Below are 21,529 nucleotides of genomic sequence, written 5' to 3' on the forward strand. Positions count from 1 at the left end.
TATTTAGAAGTAAAAATTCAGTAGTTTTCGATGAAGCTGAAAATAGAATGCATACTATTAAAGCCGTAATGGTTGCAACTGCAGGAAAATAATTAACATTAGTCGGCTAATTCATAAATAGCCGACTAATATTTTTCAAATAAACTAAATAGGGAGTGAGTATTATGTCAGAACAACAATCAACTGGTGAAGAAAGAAATCTTGGATTTGCTTCTTTGGCTGCATTAATTGTTGGATCCATGATTGGTGGTGGAGCATTTAATTTACCATCAGACATGGCAAGAGGAGCAGGAACTGGCGCAATTATTTTAGGTTGGGTTATAACTGGTATTGGTATGATAGTACTTGCTTTTGTTTATCAAATGTTAGCAAACAGAAAACCAGAATTAAGCGGTGGTGTATATAGCTATGCTAAAGCTGGTTTTGGTGATTACATAGGTTTCAATTCAGCATGGGGATATTGGTTAAGTGCTTGGATTGGAAATGTTTCTTATGCAGTATTATTATTTGGAGCAGTTGGATATTTCTTTCCTATATTTGGAGAAGGTAACAACTTAGCTTCAGTTATAGGGGCTTCTATATTAGTATGGGCTTTTGCTTTATTAATATTTAAAGGAGTCAGTGGAGCTGCCTTTGTTAATTTAGTAACTACTATAGCAAAATTAGTACCTATTTTTGTATTTATAGTAGCTGTAATATTTGCATTCCACTTTGATAATTTCACATTTGAATTCTGGGGAAGTCCTGATTTAGGTAGTGTAATAGATCAAGCTAAAAATACAATGCTTGTAACATTATGGTGTTTCATAGGTATTGAAGGTGCAGTTGTTGTATCTGGTAGAGCTAAGAAACAAAGTGATGTTGGTAAAGCAACTGTTATAGGATTAATAGGAACATTATGCATTTATATGTTAATTTCATTAATGTCACTTGGTGTTATGAAGAGAATAGATTTGGCAAACTTGCAAAATCCTTCAATGGCTTACGTTTTAGAATTTGCAGTTGGAAAATGGGGTGCAGCACTTATTAATTTAGGATTAATAATTTCTTTATTTGGATCATTACTTGGCTGGACTTTATTATCTGGAGAAATTCCATTTGTTGCAGCTAAAGATGGCGTTTTGCCTAAAGTCTTTGCAAAATCAAATGAAAATAGTGCACCAATAGCATCATTAATAATAACAAATCTTTTAGTAGAAGTATTTTTAATCTTAACTTTAGTATCAGAAGGAACTTATCAAGCATTATATTCAGTATCTAGTACAGCAATAATGGTTCCTTATCTTCTAAGTGCAATGTATGCTATGAAGCTTTCATATTCAGGAGAAACTTATGATGTAAATCCTACTGGAAGAACTAAAGATAAGATATGTTCAACAATTGCAACAATATATGCAATATGGCTTGTATATGCAGCAGGATTGAGATACTTGCTTCTTTGTGCAATACTTTATGCAATAGGAATTATTTTCTATTATAAAGCAAAAAAAGAAAAAAATCCTAATGAAAAAGTATTTACAAGTAAAGATATATGGCTTGCTATATTCATATTAGTTGCAGCAGTTATAGCAATATACATGTTAGTAAATGGCTTAATAGAGGTTTAATAATTTATATAAATAATACAAAAGATAAGGGGTAAATTTACAGAAGATAAAATATAGATTTACAAAAGATGAAGATTATACTACACAAAAGATAAATTTCAAATGAACAAAAGATAAAATAATTTAGGAAATATTAAATAAAAAATAGTTTACACACAATATTAAGGAGGACAAAAAATGAAAATAGTTTTAGCATTAGGCGGAAATGCTCTTCAAGCAGATCCAAAAGATAAAAGTGCAGAAGGTCAACTTAAAACTTGTAAAGAAACAGCTAAATCAGTAGTTGATTTAATAGAAGCTGGACATCAAGTTTCAATAGTACATGGAAATGGACCACAAGTTGGTCAAATATTAGCAAGTTTAGAAGCTGCATATCAAGCAGACAATAATAACACATTATTCCCATTTGATGTTGTAGGAGCATTTTCACAAGGATATATAGGTTACCATTTACAAAATTCTATTTTAGAAGAATTAAAAAATAGAAATATTCAAAAATCAGTTGGAACTATGGTAACTCAAGTAGTTGTAGATAAATATGATAATGGGTTTAAAAATCCTACTAAACCAATAGGTTCATTCTATAGTAAGGAAGAAGCAGAAAAGCTTGAAAAAGATAAAGGCTATGTAATGAAAGAAGATGCAGGACGTGGATATAGAAGAGTTGTTGCATCACCAAAACCTTTAGATATAGTTGAAAAAAATATTATAGAAAAAATGGTTTCAGATGGCTTTGTAGTAGTAGCTTGCGGAGGCGGTGGAATTCCAGTAATAAAAGAAGGAAATGATTTAGTTGGAGTTCCAGCAGTTATAGATAAAGACTTTGCTGCTGAAAAACTTGCAGAAATTTTAGATGCAGATGTACTTTTAATACTTACAGCTGTTGATAGAGTTTGTGTAAACTTTAATAAACCAAATCAAAAAGCATTAGAAGAAATAAATCTTGAAGAAGTAGATAAATATATTGAAGAAGGACAATTTGCTCCAGGAAGTATGCTTCCAAAGGTTGAAGCTTGTAAGAAGTTTGTTAAGTCAGGAGAAAATAGAGCTGCAATTATTGCATCCCTTAGCCGAGCTAATGATGCTTTAGTTGGAAAATCAGGAACTAAAATTGTTAAATAGTAATAAATAAAATATATCACTAAAAGTAGCTTAAGGTACTAAGCTATGATTTTATATAGGATTTAAGCTTAGTACCTTAAATATTATTTTATAAAAAGGAGTAATGAATTATGGAAAACATATTAAAAAACAGAAGACGGGAAGAGATTCTTAATATAATAAATAATGAGAATATAGAGAAACAGGACCAGCTTGTTTTTAAGTTAAGACGGCGGGGAATAAATGTTACACAAGCTACATTATCAAGAGATTTGCGGGAAATGCATATAATTAGAAAACCATCAGGAAATAAACAATATAGATATATAAGAATAACACAAGAAGATGTGGGGAAAAGATGTCAAAATGTTTTTAAAGACGCAGTTATAAGAATTTTTATACAAGATTATTTTATATCAGTAAAGACCATGAATGGCATGGCTGCAGCTGTAGGAGAATTAATTGATAGATTAGATGATAAGAGAATAGCTGGAACAGTTGCAAGTAATAATAACGTATTAGTTTTATGTAGAAGTAATGAATATGCAAAACACGTATTTAAAGAATTAAATGATTTAAGACTTTAAATACTTTATTAATTCTTATTTTTTTAAGAATATATATATACCAAAACATAATAAAATTACAATCCTAAAAATAAAGAATATAATAAGAGCTTTCTTATTATATTCTTTATTTTTATTTAAAGTTTGATTAAATTAAAAAAGTTTGTTATTATCATATAGTAATTTTAATATATAGTTTTTGTATAAGGGAGTAGTTAGCTCATAAATTGTAAAGAGTTATTAGGTCAACATATTGAACTTTAAAGTTCTGGCTTAATATTAAATAACGAGACTTATGCGTAGTTTGTGCTGCGCATAAGTCTTTTTTTATTCTTTAGTAAATTATAATAAGGTCAAATCTTTGGATAAGTTTATAAATATAGTAAAACTTATAGTGGAAGGAATGATTTTATTATTAAAATAATTAAGAAGGAGAAATTATATGAATTTATTATCAATTTTTATGACTGCAATAGGATTATCTATGGATGCCTTTGCAGTAGCCTTAGCTAAAGGTATAACTTTAAGAAAAAATATGTGGAAAAATGCTTTAAAGATAGCATTACTTTTTGGAGTGTTTCAAGGATTAATGCCATTAATAGGCTGGATGGCAGCAAGGGAGTTTAGAGGATATATTGAATCTTTTGATCATTGGATTGCATTTATACTTCTTGGAGCAATTGGAGGTAAAATGATTTATGAATCAATTAAAAGCAAAAAGGAATGTTGTCTAAATAATAATGTTAGTGTAAAGGAAGAAGTTTGTGTTGAAAGTTTAGAGGATAATAAAGAATTCAATTTTAAAAATTTAATTATATTAGCTATTGCAACAAGTATAGATGCATTAGCAGTTGGAGTAAGTTTTGCATTTTTAAATATTAGTATAATTCCATCAATTAGTATTATTGCTTTAGTAACTTTTATTTTATGTATAATAGCAGTATTTGTAGGAAAAAAGCTTGGATGTATTCTTCAAAAATATGCAGAAATAGTTGGAGGAGTAATTTTAATAATTATTGGGATAAATATATTATTAGAACATATAGGATAAATTTTTTATTTAACAGTATTTTGAAATTTTATAATATATAATATATGTGTAGGATAAATTTATAAGTATAGAAATTAGTTTAAATAATAAATATAAAAATAAAAATAAAGGAGTGGAGAAAATGTCAACTAAAATGTTACACACATGTATAAGAGTAATGGATTTAGAAAAATCTTTGAAGTTTTATAAGGAAGGCTTAGGGTTTATAGAAACAAGAAGAAAGGAATTTCTAGAACATAAATTTACTCTTGTATATGTATCAAATAAAATAGGTGGATATGAAATTGAACTAACTTATAACTATAATCCAGAAAAACCTTATGAAATAGGAAATGGATTTAGTCATATTGCTGTTGGTGTAGATAATTTAGAAGAAATGAGAAATAAACATATTGCTTTAGGATATGATGTTACTGAACTTAAAGGCTTACCAGGAGAAAAACCTAAATATTATTTTGTAACTGATCCAGATGGCTACAAAATAGAGGTTATAAGAAATTAAATTTTATAAAAAAGGCTGATTAAATATTTTTATATCAGTCTTTTTTTATGAATGATTACTTTATATTGAAACTTTAAATAAAATATTTTACACTATTTAAGAAATCTTAAAGTAGTGAAAGGAAAAATTTTAATGAGAATAAATAAATTACTTAGTAATTATGGAATTTGTTCTAGAAAAGAAACTAATAAATTTATAGAAGATAATAGAATAATTATAAATGGAGAACTTGCAACAAAAGGGCAATGGGTTGAGGAATCAGATAATATACTTTTAGATAATAAACCTTTAAAGAAAAGGGATAAAATATATATTGCATTAAACAAGCCAACTGGAATAACTACAACTTTAGCAAGGGATGTAAAAGACAATATATTAGACTTTATGAATTATAAAGAATATATTTTCCCAGTAGGAAGACTGGACAAGGAATCTCAGGGATTAATAATTATGACAAATGATGGAGAACTTGCAAATAAAATTTTAGAATCAGAAAATAATCATGAAAAAGAATATATAGTAACTGTAGATAAGCCTTTTAATGATGAATTTATAGAAAAAATGTCAAATGGTGTTGAAATACTTAATACAAAAACAAGACCTTGTAAAGTTAAAAGAATAAATGAAGATACATTTAATATTATTTTAACTCAAGGACTTAATAAACAAATCAGAAGAATGAGTAAAGCTTTAGGATATGAGGTTAAATATCTTAAAAGAATAAGAATTATGAATATAAATATTGATGGAATTTTAAAGGGTGAATTTCGTAATCTTACAGAAGACGAAGTAAATGAACTTAAAAATTCTAAATAATTAATTAGAGGTATAATTTTAATGGACTATAATAAAGAAAATAAAAAATATTTTTATGCAATAAATTATCAAAAAGGTGATGAATCTTTATGTAATATGGAAATGAAATATCTATTTGGAAAAGCAATAAAAGATAGAGAATTTTTTTCAAGTTTATACATTAATCCTTCAAGAAGTCCATTTATTAAAGAATGTATAAAGGTTATTTATATTGAAGAATCTTTAAATAATATAATAGAAAATATAATTAAAGATAAGTTAGCCCTTGAAGGTTTTAAAGTATGTTATATTAAATCATTAGAAAATGATAATATTTCTTATAAAGAAAGACTAAATTCCATGAGGGAGATAGGACTAGTTATAAAAGGAATTCCAGATATGCATAATCCTAAAGTTAATTTAGCTATTATGAAGTTAAAAGATAAGTGGATTTTTGGAATTTATGAAAAAAATGAATTGCTTTTTCTAAAACATAATAAGAAACCATTTTCTTATTCTAATGCATTGAGTACAAAAGTGGCTAGAGCTTTAGTTAATATAGCAGTAGGAGAAAATATAAATAAGAAGGTTATAGATCCTTGTTGTGGAGTTGGAACTGTTGTTATTGAAGGAATATCTATGGGAGTTAATATAATAGGATATGAAATTAATAAGCAAATAGCCTTTAATGCTAAAAGAAATATGGAAGCTTTAGGATATGAAGTTAATATTGTAAAAGGTGATATGCATAATATAAAGGATCAATATGATGTAGCAATTTTAGATATGCCTTATGGTCTTTTTACAAAGACAACTCCAGAACTTCAAAGAAAAATAATTGAAACTACACGTAGAATTTCTAAAAAAGCTATAATAATCACTTTTGAAAATATGGATGATATGATAGAAGGAGAAGGATTTAATATAATAGACAAAGGAATTATTTGTAAAAATAATTTTAAAAGATATATAAATGTATGTATATAAATAAAGAAAAAGGCAAAATGATAAACCTATTAGAAAAATGGTCTGTTTTTAATACCATTTTAATGTCTTTATAGGATTATTATTTTGCTTTTTTTTATGTATAGTATTTTAATAATATATATTAAAAATTTTATTACTATACTTTAGTTATAAAAAACCATCATCTTTCAATTTCATTTAAATTACCTCTTATTAAATTCTAAATTTATATTATAAGAAAATAATTAAAATAACTTTACATTAAAATGAGAAATTTTTAATTTATAAATGATAAAAATAATCATTTGATAAGAATTATCTTTTTAAATTTTGAAATGATTAAAAAAATATAATTTAAATAAATAAAGTAAAAATTTCACCTTGTTAATAAATATTTAAAGAAACCTTAATATAACATTAAAAATATTAGAAAATAATTGAAATTAAAAAATAATTGTGATAAATTTTGACTATCAAAAAATTTAAAAGTCAAACTATTGAAATAAGGGGGAAATATGAAGATTAAAAAGGATATAAAAAAGGTTAACAAGAAAAGTAAGGTAACACTTGCTTTATTAGCTACTACTATTGCTCTGCCGTCTGTTTTAGGCAATGCTTCTACATTTAATATTAAAGGTAATAATTTTCCTATTAATAAAAATAATATTAGTTCACCTAAATTAGATTTAACTTCAAATCCAATTAGTAGAATTAATAAAAATTTTATTGAAGAATCAATAAGTAGTTATAAAGGTCAGGGAAGAGTTATTGCAATAATTGATGCTGGAGTAGATACAAATCATAAAGATTTTAATCTTACTGATAATTCGAAAATAAAATGGACTAAAGAAAAGATAGAAAATAAAATGAAGACAGAAGGTATAAAAGGTCAATATTTAAATGAAAAAATACCTTTTGTTAGAGATTATTCAGATTCAGATAATAATGTTATAAATGATTCAAATTCTCATGGAACTCATGTTGCAGGGGTAGCAGCAGGAAATGGTGAAGAATTTAAGGGAGTTGCACCAGAGGCTCAACTTTTATTAATGAAGGTGTTTTCAGATGGAAATAATCAAGGTGGAAGTTTTGATAAAATTACAGAGGCTATAAATGATGCAGTAAAACTTTCAGCAGATTCAATAAATATTAGTTTAGGTATTCAAGCAGGAAGTGAAGCAGATATTCCAGAAAAATTAGAAAATGCTTTAAAATTAGCTTCTGAAAAAGGAATAGTAGTAAATATAGCAGCAGGAAATGATGGATATTTTGGATGGGGTGTATCAACACCTAAGGCAGATTCGCCAGATTATGGAGTTATTTCAGCACCTTCAGTTAGTAAATATGCTTTTTCAGTAGCTGCTAGAGAAGCAACGGAAAAGGAAAATCCAAAACTTATTATGAAGGATAAGTTTAATAAAAGAAATATAAATAAATCTTTTGATTATGTAGAACAAAGTACAAAAAATATTTTTGAAAGAGATAAAAACTTTGAATATAAAGAATATAAGGAAGGTTCAAAGTTATATAAAGATAAAGTTGTATTAATAAACTTAAGAGATTTAGAGAATAAAGAAAATAAAATAGAGGAAATAAATAAAAGAATAAAAATTGTTTCTGATAATTTTGGTAAAGGAATAATTTTAGTATCTTCAGGAAATAATTTAGAAAAACTTGAAAATTTACAAGATATAATCCCTGTTATTATGGTAAATAATAAAGCTGGAATAGAAATTAAAAAGGAAAATGGTAATTCTAATTTAAAACTTGAGTCAAATTCTAAAGAGAATGAAAACTTAAGAAATTCAAAATTAAGTGAATTTTCTTCATGGGGATTTTCACCACAATTTGGATTTAAGCCAGAAATTACTGCAGCTGGTGGAAATGTATTAGGGCCAGTAAATGATAATAGATATGCTTATGCAAATGGAACTAGTATGTCTACACCACAAATTACAGGAGCTATAGCTTTATTAAATCAAAAATTAACTGATTCTAAAGAAATAGAAAGATATTCAGGAGAAAATAAGCAAAAGTACATAAAAAATATATTAATGAGTACAGCAACACCTCAAATAGATAACATAACAAAAACTTATTCATCACCAAGAAAGCAAGGCGCTGGTATTTTAAATCTTAATGAAGCTTTAAAAGGAAAGGCAATAATTGTTAATAGTAAAACAGATGAATCAAAGATTAATTTAAAAGAAATAAAAGATAATACTTTTGAATTAAATACAAAGATTATAAATAATTATGATAAAGATATAAATTATGACGTTGAATTAGTTGTAAATACAGATGAAGTAAAGAATGGAAAAATGACTTTACATCCTAGAAATTTAATAAAAAGAAAAGAAGGATCAATAAAGGTTAACAAAAATAGTAGTAAAGAACATAATATTAAAATAGATATATCTAAATTTGATAAAGAACTAAAAGAATTAATGCCAAATGGATATTATGTTGAAGGATTTTTAATTTTAAAGGATAAATCATTAAATACTCCAAAAATAAGTATACCTTTTGTTGGATTTAAAGGAAATTGGAGTGATATTCCAGTAATTGAAAAATCAATATATGAAACTAGTAATAATGATAAGCCTATATATTATGGAGATAAAGAAAATGACTTTACACATTTTAGTGGAAAAGTTGATGGAAAAAATATTGTATTAGGTGAATATGATAGTAATAATTCTAGAATTTTTGACAAAAGAAAAATAGCAATATCACCAAATGGAGATGGAAGAGCAGATGAATTAAAGGTTAATTTTGTAGCTTTAAGAAATTATAAAAATTTAGAAATTAATGTTTATTCAGATAAAGAAAAAACAAATAAAGTATTTACGAACATAGAGAAAAGATCAATATTTGGACCTATAAAGGGAAAGAAAAACTTCTTTGGAAATTTAAGAGGAATGAGTAAGGTAAGCTCTAAATATGGATTATCATGGAATGGAAAAGGGAAAAATGTAGATACAGAACCTAATGAAGGCAATGGTTTAGGTTTTGGATTTAATGAAGGTAAAAAACTTGAAGATGGAAAATATTACTTTGAAATTAAAGTAAAGCCTGATGTTTTTGATAAAAAGCTAGAAAATAAAGATAAAGCACAAGTATATGATTCAGAAGTAATACTAGATACTAAAAAACCAGAATTTAAATATGCAAAACTTAAGGATAATGTTTTGAAAATAAAATATGATGATGAAGGTTCTGGAATTAGAAGTATAAAAGCATATTATACTGATGAAAATGGTAAAGAAAATAATTTAAAAGTTTCTGGTGATGAAATAACAATTCCTGAAAATATAGATAAAAATAAAATAAAAATAGTACTAGAGGATTGGGCTTTTAATAAGGAAGAAAAAACAGTTATAGATTTAGAAAAAGAAAAGTTTGAAGATAGTTTTGAATATAATATAAAGGATTATAATTTAAGAAAGGCTATTTTAAATGAATTAAATAAAAAGCATCCAAGCAAAAAAGTAAAAGAAATAACTCTTAAAGACTTAGAAACTATTGAAAGTATTGGAGATGAAAATTCACTAGTATATGGAGTGAAAACATTAGAAGGATTAGAAAATGTTAAGAACTTAAAGAAATTATATGTTAAAGATTCTAATATAGATGATTTTTCATATCTTTATAATCTTAATAATTTAGAGGAAGTATCAATAAAAAATAGTAAAGATAGTAGTTTCTTTAATAAGGAAAAAGGAATACAAAATTTAAAATATTTAAAGAAATTAAACCTTCAAAATAATGGATTAAAGGATATAAGTGCTTTAGGAGATTTAAAGGGATTAGATTATTTAGATTTATCAAAAAATAATATTAGTGATGCTAGAAATATTTTAGATAGAAATGTAAAAAAATATAATTTAGCTGATCAAAGTATAATAATAGAAACAGATAAAGATATTTTAGAAAATCCAATAAAGGGTGCAGAAGGAAATAAATCCTATAGAAGTATAAGAATTTACGATACTGAAAACATATCCTTTAGAAATGGGAAAATATACATGAAAGATGTTTTAAGAGAAAATTCATATAAAACTAATTTTAAATCAAATACTATTAGTGGAGATATAACTATAAAAATCTCTAATAGTTATATAGAAAAAGGATTAAAAAATAATGTTATATATATTAAAGACAGAAATTTAAGAAAAGCAATTAATAAGGAGCTTAATAAACCAGAATATTCTAATATATATAGAAATGATTTAAATAAAATAAAATCTCTTGGAACTTTAGAAAAACCACTTATGTTTGTATCTAGCCTTGAAGGATTAGAACATAGTAACATAGAAAACTTGTATTTAAAGGAAACAAGAGTTAGAGATTTTTCAATACTTAAAAGAATTAAATCTTTAAAAACATTAAGTATAACAAAAACAGATGGACTAGCTATAGATTCTATATCAAAAATAGACCATTTAGAAAATTTAATAATTAAAGATAATGACTTAAGTAATATAAATAGCTTAGCTAATATAAAAAATCTTAAAAAACTTGATGTATCAAAAAATAAAATTATAGATTTAAGTGCATTTAAAGATATAAAAGATTTAGATGTAACAGCAAAGGATCAAAAAGTAGAATTTGAACCTTTTGGAATGGAAAGTGAAAATCCTATTAAGGATGAAAAGGGAGAATTTATAAATATAGATTCAAAAAATCCTAAATTTGAAGAGGGAAAATTAAAAATAACTAAAGATGGTGAAATAGAAAATTTAAATGGAGAAGATGAAAAATATATTAATTTAAATTGGAATAGCAAAAATAATAAGTTTACAGGAACAATAAGAATAAAAATAACTGAAATGGTATTTATAGACTTTAATTCTTTAGAAGATTTTTAATACTATTAAATAGGCAGTAATAAAATACTGCCTATTTTTTTATGGATTTTAAAATGGATAATTTAATCTCTTTATTAGAACCTTAAAAAATAATAAATCATAATAATATAGTAAATACTATTTAATAAAAATTACTTTAAAATATTATACATTAAAAATTAGTTTTATAGAGAATAATATAAAATTAGGAGGGTTTTATTATGAGGCAAAATATAGATAAATCACCATTTGAAAATAATGAAGAAGAGGTAGTAGAAGCTACAAAAACAGCAATAAAAATGGGTATGGATGATAATTTAATTAGCAAGATTACTAAATTAACAGTTATTGAAGTTAAAAGAATTAGAGAAGCTTTGGATAGAATAGGTAGAATTATATAATTTGAAAAATGGGTAATAGAAATGTTGCCCTTTTTTATTTTTATAAATTAATATTATCTTCTATAAGAGGAAATTATTATATTGTATTAAAGAATTAAATGTAGCACATAATAGGCTTAGCTAACAAAAGAAAATAAAAAGGATGTGAAGAAGAAAATGGGAGATTTAGAAAATAGAAATAAAAAGCTTACTTTATTTCAGCTTATAGGAATAAGCATTGCTTTTTATGGAAGTGTTAGAAGTGTTCCCACATTAGCTATTGTTGGTTGGCAACAAATATTTTTTATGATAGGTGCTGCAGTACTTTTTGCAATACCTATTTCTTTAATATCAGCTGAACTTGCAACAGGATGGCCAAAGGAAGGTGGTGCCCAAGTATGGGTTAAGGAAGCCTTAGGGGAAAAGTGGGCTTTTGTAACTGCATGGCTTTTATGGGTTCAATTATTTTTTGGTATGGTTATGGTTAGTTCAACAGTTGGAGTAATGCTAGCTTATGCCATTGGAAAGCCAAGTCTTGCACAAAATAATATATTTATATTCATAATAATTTTAGTTTCTTACTGGCTTGTTACTATATTAAATTTTAGATTTGATATGGGTAAGGTTGTTGGAAGTATAGGAGCTGTAGTTGGTATTTATATTCCTTTTATAGCATTAGTTTTACTTGGAATATGGTGGACAATGAAACATGGAAATGTATATTTAGGTCCACTAAATATGCAAAGTGCAATACCTAGTTTAGGTTCTTTTGATAAATTATCATTTTTTGCAGGAATAATATTTATATTTTCTGGACTTGAAATTGCTTCAGTTCATGCAAATAATATAGAAAATCCAAGAAGAAATTATCCAATATCAGTATTTGTTTCAATGGGACTTCTTATTGTATTTAACCTTATTGCAGGACTTACAGAAGCAAATGCAATACCATCAGATAAGATAGAATTATCAAATATAACTCAGCCTTTCCAATTATACTTTAATGAACTTGGAGTTCCATGGCTTACAAATATTATAGCAGCAATGATAGCATTAGGAGTACTTGCACAATTAAGTGCATGGGTTCTTGGACCTTCAAAGGCTATGATTAAAGTTGCAGAGGAGGGAAATCTTCCACCAATATTTCAAAAGAGAACAAGGCGTGATGTGCCAATTGCTTTTGTTTTGATTCAAGCAATAGTTGTATCATTAGTAGCTATTTTATATGTGGTAGTTCCAGATGTTAATAATAGTTTCTTTATGGTTCTTATATTAACAACTATTTTATATAGTGTAGTTTATATTTTTATAATTCTTGCAGAAATTATTTTAAAATATAAAAAACCAGATGTACCTAGAGCCTTTACTATTCCAGGTGGGAAATTTGGAATGTGGGTTACTTGTATATTAGCATTAGTTGGAGTAGTTATCACAATTGCTGTAAGTCTTATACCACCAAGTTCTATTCCAAAGTCAGGGGATGTAATGTATATTTCCTTCCAAGTAATAGGAACTTTAATATGTTTTATTTCACCATTAATTATATTTGCATTTAAAAAGGATTCATGGAAAAAGACTGAAAAGGAGAGAGTAAGAGATGGAAAAGGACATTAAAAAAGGAACTGATAACACTTACAATAATGAAGATATTAATTTAAAAGCTATGTTCTTAGGGCCTAAATCAGAAAATGAAGATATTTTCGAGGAAAGTCTTTTAAGATTATTTAATGATCATGCAGAGTGGAGAAAAAATTATCATCCAGAAGATGATACTATAATAAAAGTATCAGATGAGCGTAAGGAAAGCTTCATAGTTAGTAAGGATAGAATGAAGGAAGTTTTAATTGATCTTTCTTCTAAACTTAGAGCTGGTTCTGTTCCTTGGCATTCACCAAGATTTTTAGGACATATGAATTCAGAAACTTTAATGCCAGCATTACTTGGTTATTTTGCAGCAATGTTATATAACGGAAATAATGTTGCCTATGAATCTTCACCTGCAACATCACAAATGGAAGAGGATGTTGGAGAAGATTTTTGTACTCTTGTTGGATTTAATAAAAATGGATGGGGACATATATGTGCTGATGGTTCCATAGCAAACTATGAAGGATTATGGTATGCAAGAAATATTAAATCTATTCCTATTGCAATGAAAGAAGTTACTCCAGAACTTGTGGAAGGAAAATCAGAATGGGAACTTTTAAATTTAAGTGTTTGTGAAATACTTGATTTAATGGATAAGGCAGGAGATAAGTTAGATGAAATAAAAGAACATTCAGCTAGAGGTATGGGAGATAAAATAAGAAAACTTGGAAAGTGGTTAATACCTCAAACTAAACATTATTCATGGCTTAAGGCAGCAGATATTTTAGGCCTTGGAGTTGAATCAGTTGTTCCAGTAAAGGTTGATAACAATTATAGAATGGATATGGATGAACTTAGAAAAACTATAGATGAATTTACAAAAAATAACATTCCAATACTTGGAGTTGTAGGAGTTGTAGGTTCAACAGAAGAGGGAGCAGTTGACCATATTGATAAAATTTCTGAAATAAGAGATGAGTTTTCAAAGAATGGAATAAATTTTTACATACATGTAGATGCTGCCTATGGTGGTTATGCTAGATCTATATTTTTAGATGAAGATTATTCTTTTATTGAAGAGGATAAATTACATAATAAAATGTTAGAACATGGAGCTATATTAGATAATAATACACCATGGCCATCAAAGGATGTTTATAATGCCTTTAAAGCAATGGAAAAAGCAGATACTATTACAATAGATCCACATAAAATGGGATATATACCATATTCAGCAGGAGGAATAATAATAAAGGATAAGAGAATGAGAGATTCTATATCCTATTTTGCAACTTATGTATTTGAAAAGGGAGCAGATATTCCATCCCTTCTTGGAGCTTTTATGCTTGAAGGTTCAAAGGCAGGTGCAACAGCAGCTTCTGTTTGGACTGCACATAAAGTTTTACCCCTTAATATAACTGGCTATGGAAAACTTATTGGAGCTGGAAATGAAGGAGCCTATAAATTATATGAAAAAATAAAAAAACAAAAATCCTATAATATTGGAGATAAAATAGTAGATATATATCCTTTAGTTTTACCAGATTTTAATATGGTTGACTTTGCCTTTAACATTAGAGGAAATAAAGATTTAAAATTAATGAATGATTTAAATCATGATTTTTATGAAGAAGCTTCCTATGTTAAAGAACAATTATATGTAAATGATTTTTTAACTTCTCACACTGATTTTACCTTTGAAGATTATGGGGATTCTCCACTTAATTTTGTTGAAGGCTGTAGTATTCCAAAAGAAGAATGGGATAAAGTTAAAAAGGTAACTATATTAAGAGCTTGTGTGCTATCACCATTTTTAAATTGTGAAAAGGTATTTGATGAATATATGAAAAAAATGGATAAAGCAATAGTTGAAAAACTTGAAAATATTCTTAAAAGCAAAGAATTTTAAAGGAAAAATCTTATAAAATATATTTATTGAATAAAAAAGAATTATAATATATAATTAACCAATGAGAAATAGTAAAATTAAATATTTTAATTGTAGGTGAATAAATTTTAATTATTTTAAAAGGGAAAATGGTGAAATTCCATTACAGCCCCCGCTACTGTAAAAGGTTACTAATTTAAAATAACCACTAAATATAAATATTTGGGAAGGATTAAATTAGGATGACCCTTAAGTCAGGAAACCTGCCTATAGTTATTAGCTATTCTTCGGAGGGAAGTAAAATAGATAAATATTTGATGAAAGTTTTAAAATTTTTATCTTGTGTTATATAAGGCACTTTTATTCCTAGTAATAAGAGTGCCTTTTTATGATTTCCTAAAATTTAGTTAATTTTTAGAGGTGAAATATGAAAAAAGCAATATTAGTAGTAAGTTTCGGGACAAGTCATTTAGATGCACTAGAAAATTCTATTGAAAAAATTGAATTAGAAATAAAGGAAAATTTTAAAGATTATGATATTTTTAGAGCCTTTACATCTCATATGATAATAAATAAGTTAAAAAGAGTACATAATATAGAGATTGATACTCCAGAGAAGGTTTTACATAAATTAAAAGAGTCAGGTTATGATGAAGTTTTAGTTCAACCACTTCACATAATACCAGGAGAAGAATATGATTATGTTAAAGGTAATGTAATTAAATTTGAAAAGCAATTTAATGTTATGAAGTTTGGAAGACCTATATTTTTCTATCAAGGAGAGGGAGAACTTCCAAATGATTATTCAATATTTATAGATAGTATAAGTGAATTATTAGAATGTAATGAAGATGAAGGAGTAATCTTATTTGGACATGGAAGTTGTCATTACTCTAATGCAGTATATGGTGCACTTCAAGCAATGCTTTATGATGAAGGCTATGAGAGAGCTTTTGTTGGAACAGTAGAAGGTTATCCAACATTAGATAGTGTTTTAAAGAGAATTGAAAAGAAAAATATAAAAAAGATAAGATTAGTTCCATTAATGGTTGTTGCAGGGGATCATGTTAAAAATGATATGGCTTCAGATGAAGAGGATTCATGGAAGTCAATATTAGAAAGTAATGGAATAGAAGTTAAGGCATATATACATGGACTAGGAGAAAAGGAAGAATTTAGAAAAATATATTTAGATCATGTAGAGGATATGATTAATGATACTTACTTAGGTTTAGGTGAAACTAGAAAAATAGCTAAATAAGTATATAAGGAGGATTTACATGAAATCTTTAATTATTGCTTCAAATAGAAGTGGTGGAGGAAAGACAACTTTTACATTAGCTTTAATGAATTCTTTAATTAAAAAGGGTTTTGATGTTCAAGGATTTAAAGTAGGACCAGATTATATAGATGGAGCTTTTCATAAGTTTATAACAGGAAAGCCATCAAGAAATTTAGATATATTTTTAATGGGAAATGATGGAGTAGAACATACCTACTCCAAAGGAAAAGGAGACCTTGGAGTAATTGAAGGAGTTATGGGATTATATGATGGAAAAGGCATTGATACCTTTGGATCAACTTATCATGTATCTAAAGAGCTTAATGATATGCCAATTCTTTTAGTAATTACTCCAGGTGCTCAAAGCGTTACTTTATGTGCTGAATTAAATGGTTTAATTAATTTTAAAAAGGCAAACATTGTAGGTGTAGTATTAAATTCAATAAGTGAAAGTTATTATACTTTATTAAAGGCTGCCATAGAGAAAAATTGTAATTTAAAAGTTTTTGGATTTATTCCAAAGGATGAAAACTTAAATCTAAAAAGTAGACATCTTGGATTAGTTCAAAGCGTTGAAGTTGATAATTTAAGAGAAAAAATAAATTATGCAAGTAAGCTTTTAGAGGAAAATATAAATTTAAATGGATTAATAGATGAATTTAAAGAATATAAAGCTAAAGGAATGAATTATAATCTTAAAAACAAAGGGATTAAAATAGGCGTTGCTAAAGATAAAGCTTTTAGTTTTTATTATGAGGAAAATTTAGAACTTTTAAAAGAAGTAGGAGAGATTACTTATTTTAGTCCATTAAAGGATAAAGAATTACCGAAGAATTTAGACTTTTTATATTTTGGAGGAGGCTATCCTGAAATATTTAAAGAGGAACTTTCTAAAAATGAATCTATGAGAAAAAGTATAAAAACTGCTTTAGATAATGGAATGGGATGTTTTGGAGAGTGTGGAGGTCTTATGTATCTAACAGAAAATATTGAAGGTTATGATATGGTAGGCTTTTTTAAAGGAAATAGTGAAATGACAAAAAGGCTTCAAAGGTTTGGTTATGCAAAGGTAACATTATGTAATGAAGAGGCTTGTTATAGCATTAATTGTCACGAATTTCACAAATCCAAAGTTAACTTAGAAGAAAATAAAGTATATAAGGTAGAAAAAGAAAATTATTTAGGTAATAAAAGTGAGTGGAGCTGTGGTTATAAAAAAAATAATGTTATAGCTGGCTATCCTCATGTTAATTTTTTAGGAAATATTGAATTTTTTAAAGAAGTTATAGGATATAAAAATTATTAAAAGGTAGGTGAATTTTAGAGAGAATAGTTAAGTTCTCTCTAAATTTAATATGGATTATATAAAGAACCCTATGGGAATAGAAAAAAGAAGTTTTGAAATTATAGGAAGTGAACTTGGAGAACATAATTTTACAGAGGAAGAACTTCTTATAGTAAAGAGAGTTATACATACAACTGCTGATTTTGAATATAAAAATTTATTAGAAATAAGTGAAGGTGCTATAGATAAGGCAAAGGAAGTATTTAAAAATGGAGGAAAGCTTTATACTGATACTAATATGATTTTATCAGGAATAAATAAAAGAGCCTTAAAGGCATTAAATTCTGATGCAATTTGCTATGTTAATTTAGATGAAGTACATACTCTAGCAAAGGAAAGAGGAATAACACGTTCAATGGCAGGAGTTGAGAAGGCATGCAAAGAAGGTGTTGATATATTTGTTTTTGGAAATGCACCAACAGCTCTTTTTAAATTAAGAGAACTTATAGAAAGTGGAGAAGCAAATCCAAAGCTTATAATTGCTGTTCCAGTTGGATTTGTTGGAGCTGCTGAAAGTAAGGAAGGATTAGATTCTTTAAAGATTCCTTATATAAGAGTTAAAGGAAGAAAAGGTGGAAGTACTGTTGCAACTGCAATTGTTAATGCTCTTATGTACATGCTTTATGAAAGGTAGTAATAAATATGCTTGATTTATATGTTGAAAGCGATGGGAAAAAGTTAAGATGCGGTTATACAACAGGTTCCTGTGCAGCAGCTGCAGCTAAAGCAGCAACATTTATGCTATTTAATAATGAAACAATTGAGTCAGTTAAAATTGATACTCCAAAGGGAATAAAACTCAATTTAGAAATAAATGAAATAAAAAGAGGAAAAGATTTCGTAGCTTGTTCAATAATTAAAGATGGCGGAGATGATATTGATGCAACTACTGGAATAGATATATGGGCTGAAGCTAAAATTATTGAAAAAGGATATTCATTAAAGGGTGGCAAAGGTGTTGGAATTATAACAAAAGATGGACTTTTTATTCCTAAGGGAGAACCTGCAATAAATAAAGTTCCAAGAGAATGTATAAAAAGAGAAGTATTAAGTGTATTGCCAGAAAATAAAGGTGTTGAAATAACAATTTCAGTACCAAAGGGTGAAGAGGTTGCTAAAAAAACCTTTAATCCAAGACTTGGAATAGTAGGTGGAATATCTATTCTTGGAACTACAGGAATTGTATATCCAATGTCAGAGGATGCCTTAAAAGCATCAGTTAAACTAGAAATAAATCAAAAGGCTTTAAATAATAAAAGACTTGTATTAACTTTTGGAAATATGGGAGAAAGGTTATGCAAAGAACTTGGATTTAAAGAAAATGAAACAGTAATTATTTCAAATTACGTAGGTTATGCACTAGAGTGCTGTGCTAGTTTAAAAATAAAAGATATAATTTTAGTAGGACATATAGGGAAAATTAGTAAGGTAGCCTATGGCTGTTTTAATACCCATAGTAGAGTAAGTGATGTAAGACTTGAAGTTATAGCTTTAGAACTTGCACTACTTGGATATGATATTTCCCTTGTAAAGGAAGTTTTAAACCAAAAAACTTCAGAGGGTGCTGTTAAATTATTAGGAAAAGGCTTTAATAATTTATATGAAAATATAGGAATTAAAATAAAAGAGAGATTAGAATTATATACTTACAATGAAATAAATTGTGATGTTGTAATGTATTACGATCCTTCTAATCCAAAATTATTATGGAGCTCATTAAAGGAGGATAATATATGATTTATATAGTTGGTATTGGACCTGGGAATTATGAATATATTCTTCCAAAGGCTAAAGAAATATTAAATAAAAGTCATAAGATTATAGGCTTTGATAGAGCTATTTCTTCTATAGATTTTATAAAAAAAGAAAAAATAATAGTAAAGTCTTTAAAAGAAATATTAAATAAAATAGAAGAAAATAAAAATTTAAATATTTCAGTAATAGCATCAGGAGATCCAACATTTTATGGAATAACAAATTATTTAAAGAATAAAATAAAAAATCCTATAGAAATAATACCCGGAATTAGTTCCTTTCAATATTTAACTAGTAAAGTAGGAGTTATGTGGAGTAATGCCTATTTAGGAAGTCTTCATGGAAGGGAAGAGGGATTTTTAATTAAGGTAAAAGAAAATAATATATCTATTTGGCTTACAGATAAAATAAACAATCCAAGTAGATTATGTGAAATATTATGTGAAAATAATATTAAGGCAAAGGTTACAATAGGAGAAAATTTATCCTATGATGATGAAAAAATAACTGTAGGAGATCCAAAGGTTTTAAGATTAGAAAATTATGATAGTTTATCAGTTGTAATAATTGAAAAACTTTAATAAAGGAGAAAATTATGAAGTTTATAAAGGATGAAGAATTTATAAGAGGAAATTGTCCAATGACAAAGGAAGATATAAGAATAAATTCAATTTCTAAACTTGATTTAGAAAAAGATTTTAATATATTAGACATTGGAAGTGGAACAGGGTCAATTTCAATTCAATGTGCTAAAATTGTAACTGAAGGAAAAGTATATTCAATAGAAAAAGATATTGATGCTATAGAAGTTACAAAAAAAAATATAGAAAAGTTTAATTGCAGCAATATAGAACTATTTGAAGGAGATGCAATAAACTATTTAAATAAATTTATAGAGGATAAAAAGAAATTTAATTCTATATTTATTGGAGGTTCTGGTGGAAGTTTAGAAGAAATTATAAACTTATCAGATAAATTGCTTATAAATTCAGGGAAAATTGTAATGAACTTTATAACTTTAAAAAATGTTTATGAAGCAATTTTAGTAATAGAAAATTTAGGATATAAAGTGGATGTATCAATGCTTCAAGTAAGTAAATCTAAAGGTAAGAGTTTAATGCTTATAGCAAATAATCCAATATTTATAGTTGAATGCAGGAAGGAAGAAAATAAATAAATGGCAAAATTATATGGAATAGGTGTAGGACCTGGAGATAAAGAACTTTTAACAATAAAGGCAGTAAAGGCTATTAGTGAATGTGACATTATTGTAGCACCAGTTGCAGTAGAAGGTGCAGAAAGTGTTGCCTTAGAAGTTGCAAAGGATTATATAAAAGATAATTGTGAAGTTGTTTTAAAACACTTTCCAATGGGGAAAAAGGATAGAGTTATAAAGTCTAAGGAAGCTTATGAATATATAAGAAGTGAAATAGAAAAGGGAAAGACAGTAGGGTTTTTAACTATTGGAGACCCTTATGTTTATAGTACATATATTCATATGTTAAAGCATATGAAAGAAAGTGGAATAGAAGTTAGTACAATACCTGGAGTAACTTCTTTTTGTGCAGCAGCTAGTTTAGTTAATAGAACACTTGTTATAGGAAATGAACCACTTTTAATATTACCAGCAGCTAGAGTTACTGATATAAAGGATGAAAAGTATGTTGTAATAATGAAGGTATATAGAAGAGAAGAGGAAGTTGTAAACTTTTTAGAGGAAAAGGGCTTTGATTATGTATGTGTACATAAAGTTGGAAGAGAAGGCGAAAGAATATTAGAAAATAAAGAAGATATAATAAATTCAAGAGAATATATGTCTTTAATTATTGCAAGTAGAGCTTAAGAGGAGGAAAA

The 21,529-nt window shown here is 26.8% G+C and carries 19 protein-coding genes and 1 riboswitch; all 19 genes read left to right on the forward strand.

Translation table 11 applies throughout. From position 1 onward, the window contains the following. Nucleotides 1-92, forward strand: a 92-nt coding sequence (locus J2S18_RS11380; protein ID WP_307487159.1) for a hypothetical protein, incomplete at its 5' end; no start/stop codon positions are given. A gap of 72 nt (nucleotides 93-164) precedes the next feature. Further along, the gene (gene arcD / locus J2S18_RS11385) at nucleotides 165-1,607 is read left to right on the forward strand and encodes an arginine-ornithine antiporter (protein ID WP_307487016.1); all 1,443 of its coding nucleotides are present in this window, start codon (nucleotides 165-167) and stop codon (nucleotides 1,605-1,607) included. 177 nt (nucleotides 1,608-1,784) lie between these two features. Next, nucleotides 1,785-2,729 carry a carbamate kinase gene (gene arcC, locus J2S18_RS11390; RefSeq protein ID WP_307487018.1) on the forward strand — a complete coding sequence of 315 codons (945 nt, stop codon included), beginning with the start codon at nucleotides 1,785-1,787 and terminating at the stop codon, nucleotides 2,727-2,729. Between the two features lie 110 nt (nucleotides 2,730-2,839). Further along, complete coding sequence (locus J2S18_RS11395) at nucleotides 2,840-3,295, forward strand: arginine repressor (protein WP_307487019.1); 456 nt, start codon at nucleotides 2,840-2,842, stop codon at nucleotides 3,293-3,295. Between the two features lie 421 nt (nucleotides 3,296-3,716). Next, nucleotides 3,717-4,325, forward strand: coding sequence for a manganese efflux pump MntP (locus tag J2S18_RS11400; protein ID WP_307487021.1), 609 nt, complete (start codon nucleotides 3,717-3,719; stop codon nucleotides 4,323-4,325). 121 nt (nucleotides 4,326-4,446) lie between these two features. Beyond that, nucleotides 4,447-4,827, forward strand: a complete 381-nt coding sequence (gloA, locus tag J2S18_RS11405) for a lactoylglutathione lyase (protein WP_307487023.1) — start codon at nucleotides 4,447-4,449, stop codon at nucleotides 4,825-4,827. A gap of 132 nt (nucleotides 4,828-4,959) precedes the next feature. After that, nucleotides 4,960-5,643 (forward strand): pseudouridine synthase, encoded by a 684-nt coding sequence (locus J2S18_RS11410; protein ID WP_307487025.1) that lies wholly within the window; start codon nucleotides 4,960-4,962, stop codon nucleotides 5,641-5,643. Between the two features lie 21 nt (nucleotides 5,644-5,664). Next, entirely contained in the window at nucleotides 5,665-6,609 is a 945-nt protein-coding gene (locus tag J2S18_RS11415) for a TRM11 family SAM-dependent methyltransferase (RefSeq protein WP_307487026.1), read from the forward strand. Nucleotides 6,610-7,103: 494 nt separating this feature from the next. After that, nucleotides 7,104-11,459, forward strand: coding sequence for a S8 family serine peptidase (locus J2S18_RS11420; protein WP_307487028.1), 4,356 nt, complete (start codon nucleotides 7,104-7,106; stop codon nucleotides 11,457-11,459). 200 nt (nucleotides 11,460-11,659) lie between these two features. Continuing rightward, a complete protein-coding gene (locus tag J2S18_RS11425; protein ID WP_307487029.1) occupies nucleotides 11,660-11,839 on the forward strand; it encodes a hypothetical protein in 180 nt (59 codons plus the stop codon). A gap of 156 nt (nucleotides 11,840-11,995) precedes the next feature. Next, on the forward strand, nucleotides 11,996-13,432 hold the full coding sequence (gene tyrP / locus J2S18_RS11430) for a tyrosine-tyramine antiporter (protein ID WP_307487030.1): 1,437 nt from the start codon (nucleotides 11,996-11,998) through the stop codon (nucleotides 13,430-13,432). After that, nucleotides 13,416-15,314, forward strand: a complete 1,899-nt coding sequence (gene tdc / locus J2S18_RS11435) for a tyrosine decarboxylase (RefSeq protein ID WP_307487032.1) — start codon at nucleotides 13,416-13,418, stop codon at nucleotides 15,312-15,314. Before tyrP ends, tdc begins: the two co-directional genes overlap by 17 nt. A gap of 77 nt (nucleotides 15,315-15,391) precedes the next feature. Beyond that, a riboswitch (cobalamin riboswitch) is annotated at nucleotides 15,392-15,578 on the forward strand. A gap of 142 nt (nucleotides 15,579-15,720) precedes the next feature. Further along, nucleotides 15,721-16,554 (forward strand): sirohydrochlorin cobaltochelatase, encoded by an 834-nt coding sequence (locus J2S18_RS11440; protein WP_307487034.1) that lies wholly within the window; start codon nucleotides 15,721-15,723, stop codon nucleotides 16,552-16,554. Nucleotides 16,555-16,573: 19 nt separating this feature from the next. After that, nucleotides 16,574-17,881 carry a cobyrinic acid a,c-diamide synthase CobB gene (locus J2S18_RS11445; RefSeq protein ID WP_307487035.1) on the forward strand — a complete coding sequence of 436 codons (1,308 nt, stop codon included), beginning with the start codon at nucleotides 16,574-16,576 and terminating at the stop codon, nucleotides 17,879-17,881. A 49-nt stretch (nucleotides 17,882-17,930) separates the two neighbouring features. Then, nucleotides 17,931-18,554, forward strand: coding sequence for a precorrin-8X methylmutase (locus J2S18_RS11450; RefSeq protein WP_307487036.1), 624 nt, complete (start codon nucleotides 17,931-17,933; stop codon nucleotides 18,552-18,554). 8 nt (nucleotides 18,555-18,562) lie between these two features. Then, complete coding sequence (gene cbiD / locus J2S18_RS11455) at nucleotides 18,563-19,657, forward strand: cobalt-precorrin-5B (C(1))-methyltransferase CbiD (RefSeq protein ID WP_307487038.1); 1,095 nt, start codon at nucleotides 18,563-18,565, stop codon at nucleotides 19,655-19,657. Next, nucleotides 19,654-20,256, forward strand: coding sequence for a precorrin-6y C5,15-methyltransferase (decarboxylating) subunit CbiE (gene cbiE / locus J2S18_RS11460; protein WP_307487039.1), 603 nt, complete (start codon nucleotides 19,654-19,656; stop codon nucleotides 20,254-20,256). Before cbiD ends, cbiE begins: the two co-directional genes overlap by 4 nt. Before the next feature lie 14 nt (nucleotides 20,257-20,270). After that, entirely contained in the window at nucleotides 20,271-20,852 is a 582-nt protein-coding gene (cbiT, locus tag J2S18_RS11465) for a precorrin-6Y C5,15-methyltransferase (decarboxylating) subunit CbiT (protein WP_307487041.1), read from the forward strand. Then, nucleotides 20,853-21,518 (forward strand): cobalt-factor II C(20)-methyltransferase, encoded by a 666-nt coding sequence (locus J2S18_RS11470; protein WP_307487043.1) that lies wholly within the window; start codon nucleotides 20,853-20,855, stop codon nucleotides 21,516-21,518. The last annotated feature ends 11 nt before the right edge of the window (nucleotides 21,519-21,529 follow it).

It is taken from the genome of Eubacterium multiforme (assembly GCF_030813415.1).
GTDB classification, from domain to species: domain Bacteria; phylum Bacillota; class Clostridia; order Clostridiales; family Clostridiaceae; genus Clostridium; species Clostridium multiforme.

Bases quoted from the DNA above. Each gene is read 5' to 3' on its own strand.
- cbiE (WP_307487039.1), top strand. From the start codon at position 19,654: ATGATTTATATAGTTGGTATTGGACCTGGGAATTATGAATATATTCTT.
- J2S18_RS11425 (WP_307487029.1), top strand. From the start codon at position 11,660: ATGAGGCAAAATATAGATAAATCACCATTTGAAAATAATGAAGAAGAG.
- J2S18_RS11445 (WP_307487035.1), top strand. From the start codon at position 16,574: ATGAAATCTTTAATTATTGCTTCAAATAGAAGTGGTGGAGGAAAGACA.
- tdc (WP_307487032.1), top strand. From the start codon at position 13,416: ATGGAAAAGGACATTAAAAAAGGAACTGATAACACTTACAATAATGAA.
- tyrP (WP_307487030.1), top strand. From the start codon at position 11,996: ATGGGAGATTTAGAAAATAGAAATAAAAAGCTTACTTTATTTCAGCTT.
- gloA (WP_307487023.1), top strand. From the start codon at position 4,447: ATGTCAACTAAAATGTTACACACATGTATAAGAGTAATGGATTTAGAA.
- arcD (WP_307487016.1), top strand. From the start codon at position 165: ATGTCAGAACAACAATCAACTGGTGAAGAAAGAAATCTTGGATTTGCT.
- J2S18_RS11415 (WP_307487026.1), top strand. From the start codon at position 5,665: ATGGACTATAATAAAGAAAATAAAAAATATTTTTATGCAATAAATTAT.
- J2S18_RS11420 (WP_307487028.1), top strand. From the start codon at position 7,104: ATGAAGATTAAAAAGGATATAAAAAAGGTTAACAAGAAAAGTAAGGTA.
- cbiD (WP_307487038.1), top strand. From the start codon at position 18,563: ATGCTTGATTTATATGTTGAAAGCGATGGGAAAAAGTTAAGATGCGGT.
- J2S18_RS11410 (WP_307487025.1), top strand. From the start codon at position 4,960: ATGAGAATAAATAAATTACTTAGTAATTATGGAATTTGTTCTAGAAAA.
- J2S18_RS11450 (WP_307487036.1), top strand. From the start codon at position 17,931: ATGGATTATATAAAGAACCCTATGGGAATAGAAAAAAGAAGTTTTGAA.
- arcC (WP_307487018.1), top strand. From the start codon at position 1,785: ATGAAAATAGTTTTAGCATTAGGCGGAAATGCTCTTCAAGCAGATCCA.
- J2S18_RS11395 (WP_307487019.1), top strand. From the start codon at position 2,840: ATGGAAAACATATTAAAAAACAGAAGACGGGAAGAGATTCTTAATATA.
- cbiT (WP_307487041.1), top strand. From the start codon at position 20,271: ATGAAGTTTATAAAGGATGAAGAATTTATAAGAGGAAATTGTCCAATG.
- J2S18_RS11470 (WP_307487043.1), top strand. From the start codon at position 20,853: ATGGCAAAATTATATGGAATAGGTGTAGGACCTGGAGATAAAGAACTT.
- J2S18_RS11400 (WP_307487021.1), top strand. From the start codon at position 3,717: ATGAATTTATTATCAATTTTTATGACTGCAATAGGATTATCTATGGAT.
- J2S18_RS11440 (WP_307487034.1), top strand. From the start codon at position 15,721: ATGAAAAAAGCAATATTAGTAGTAAGTTTCGGGACAAGTCATTTAGAT.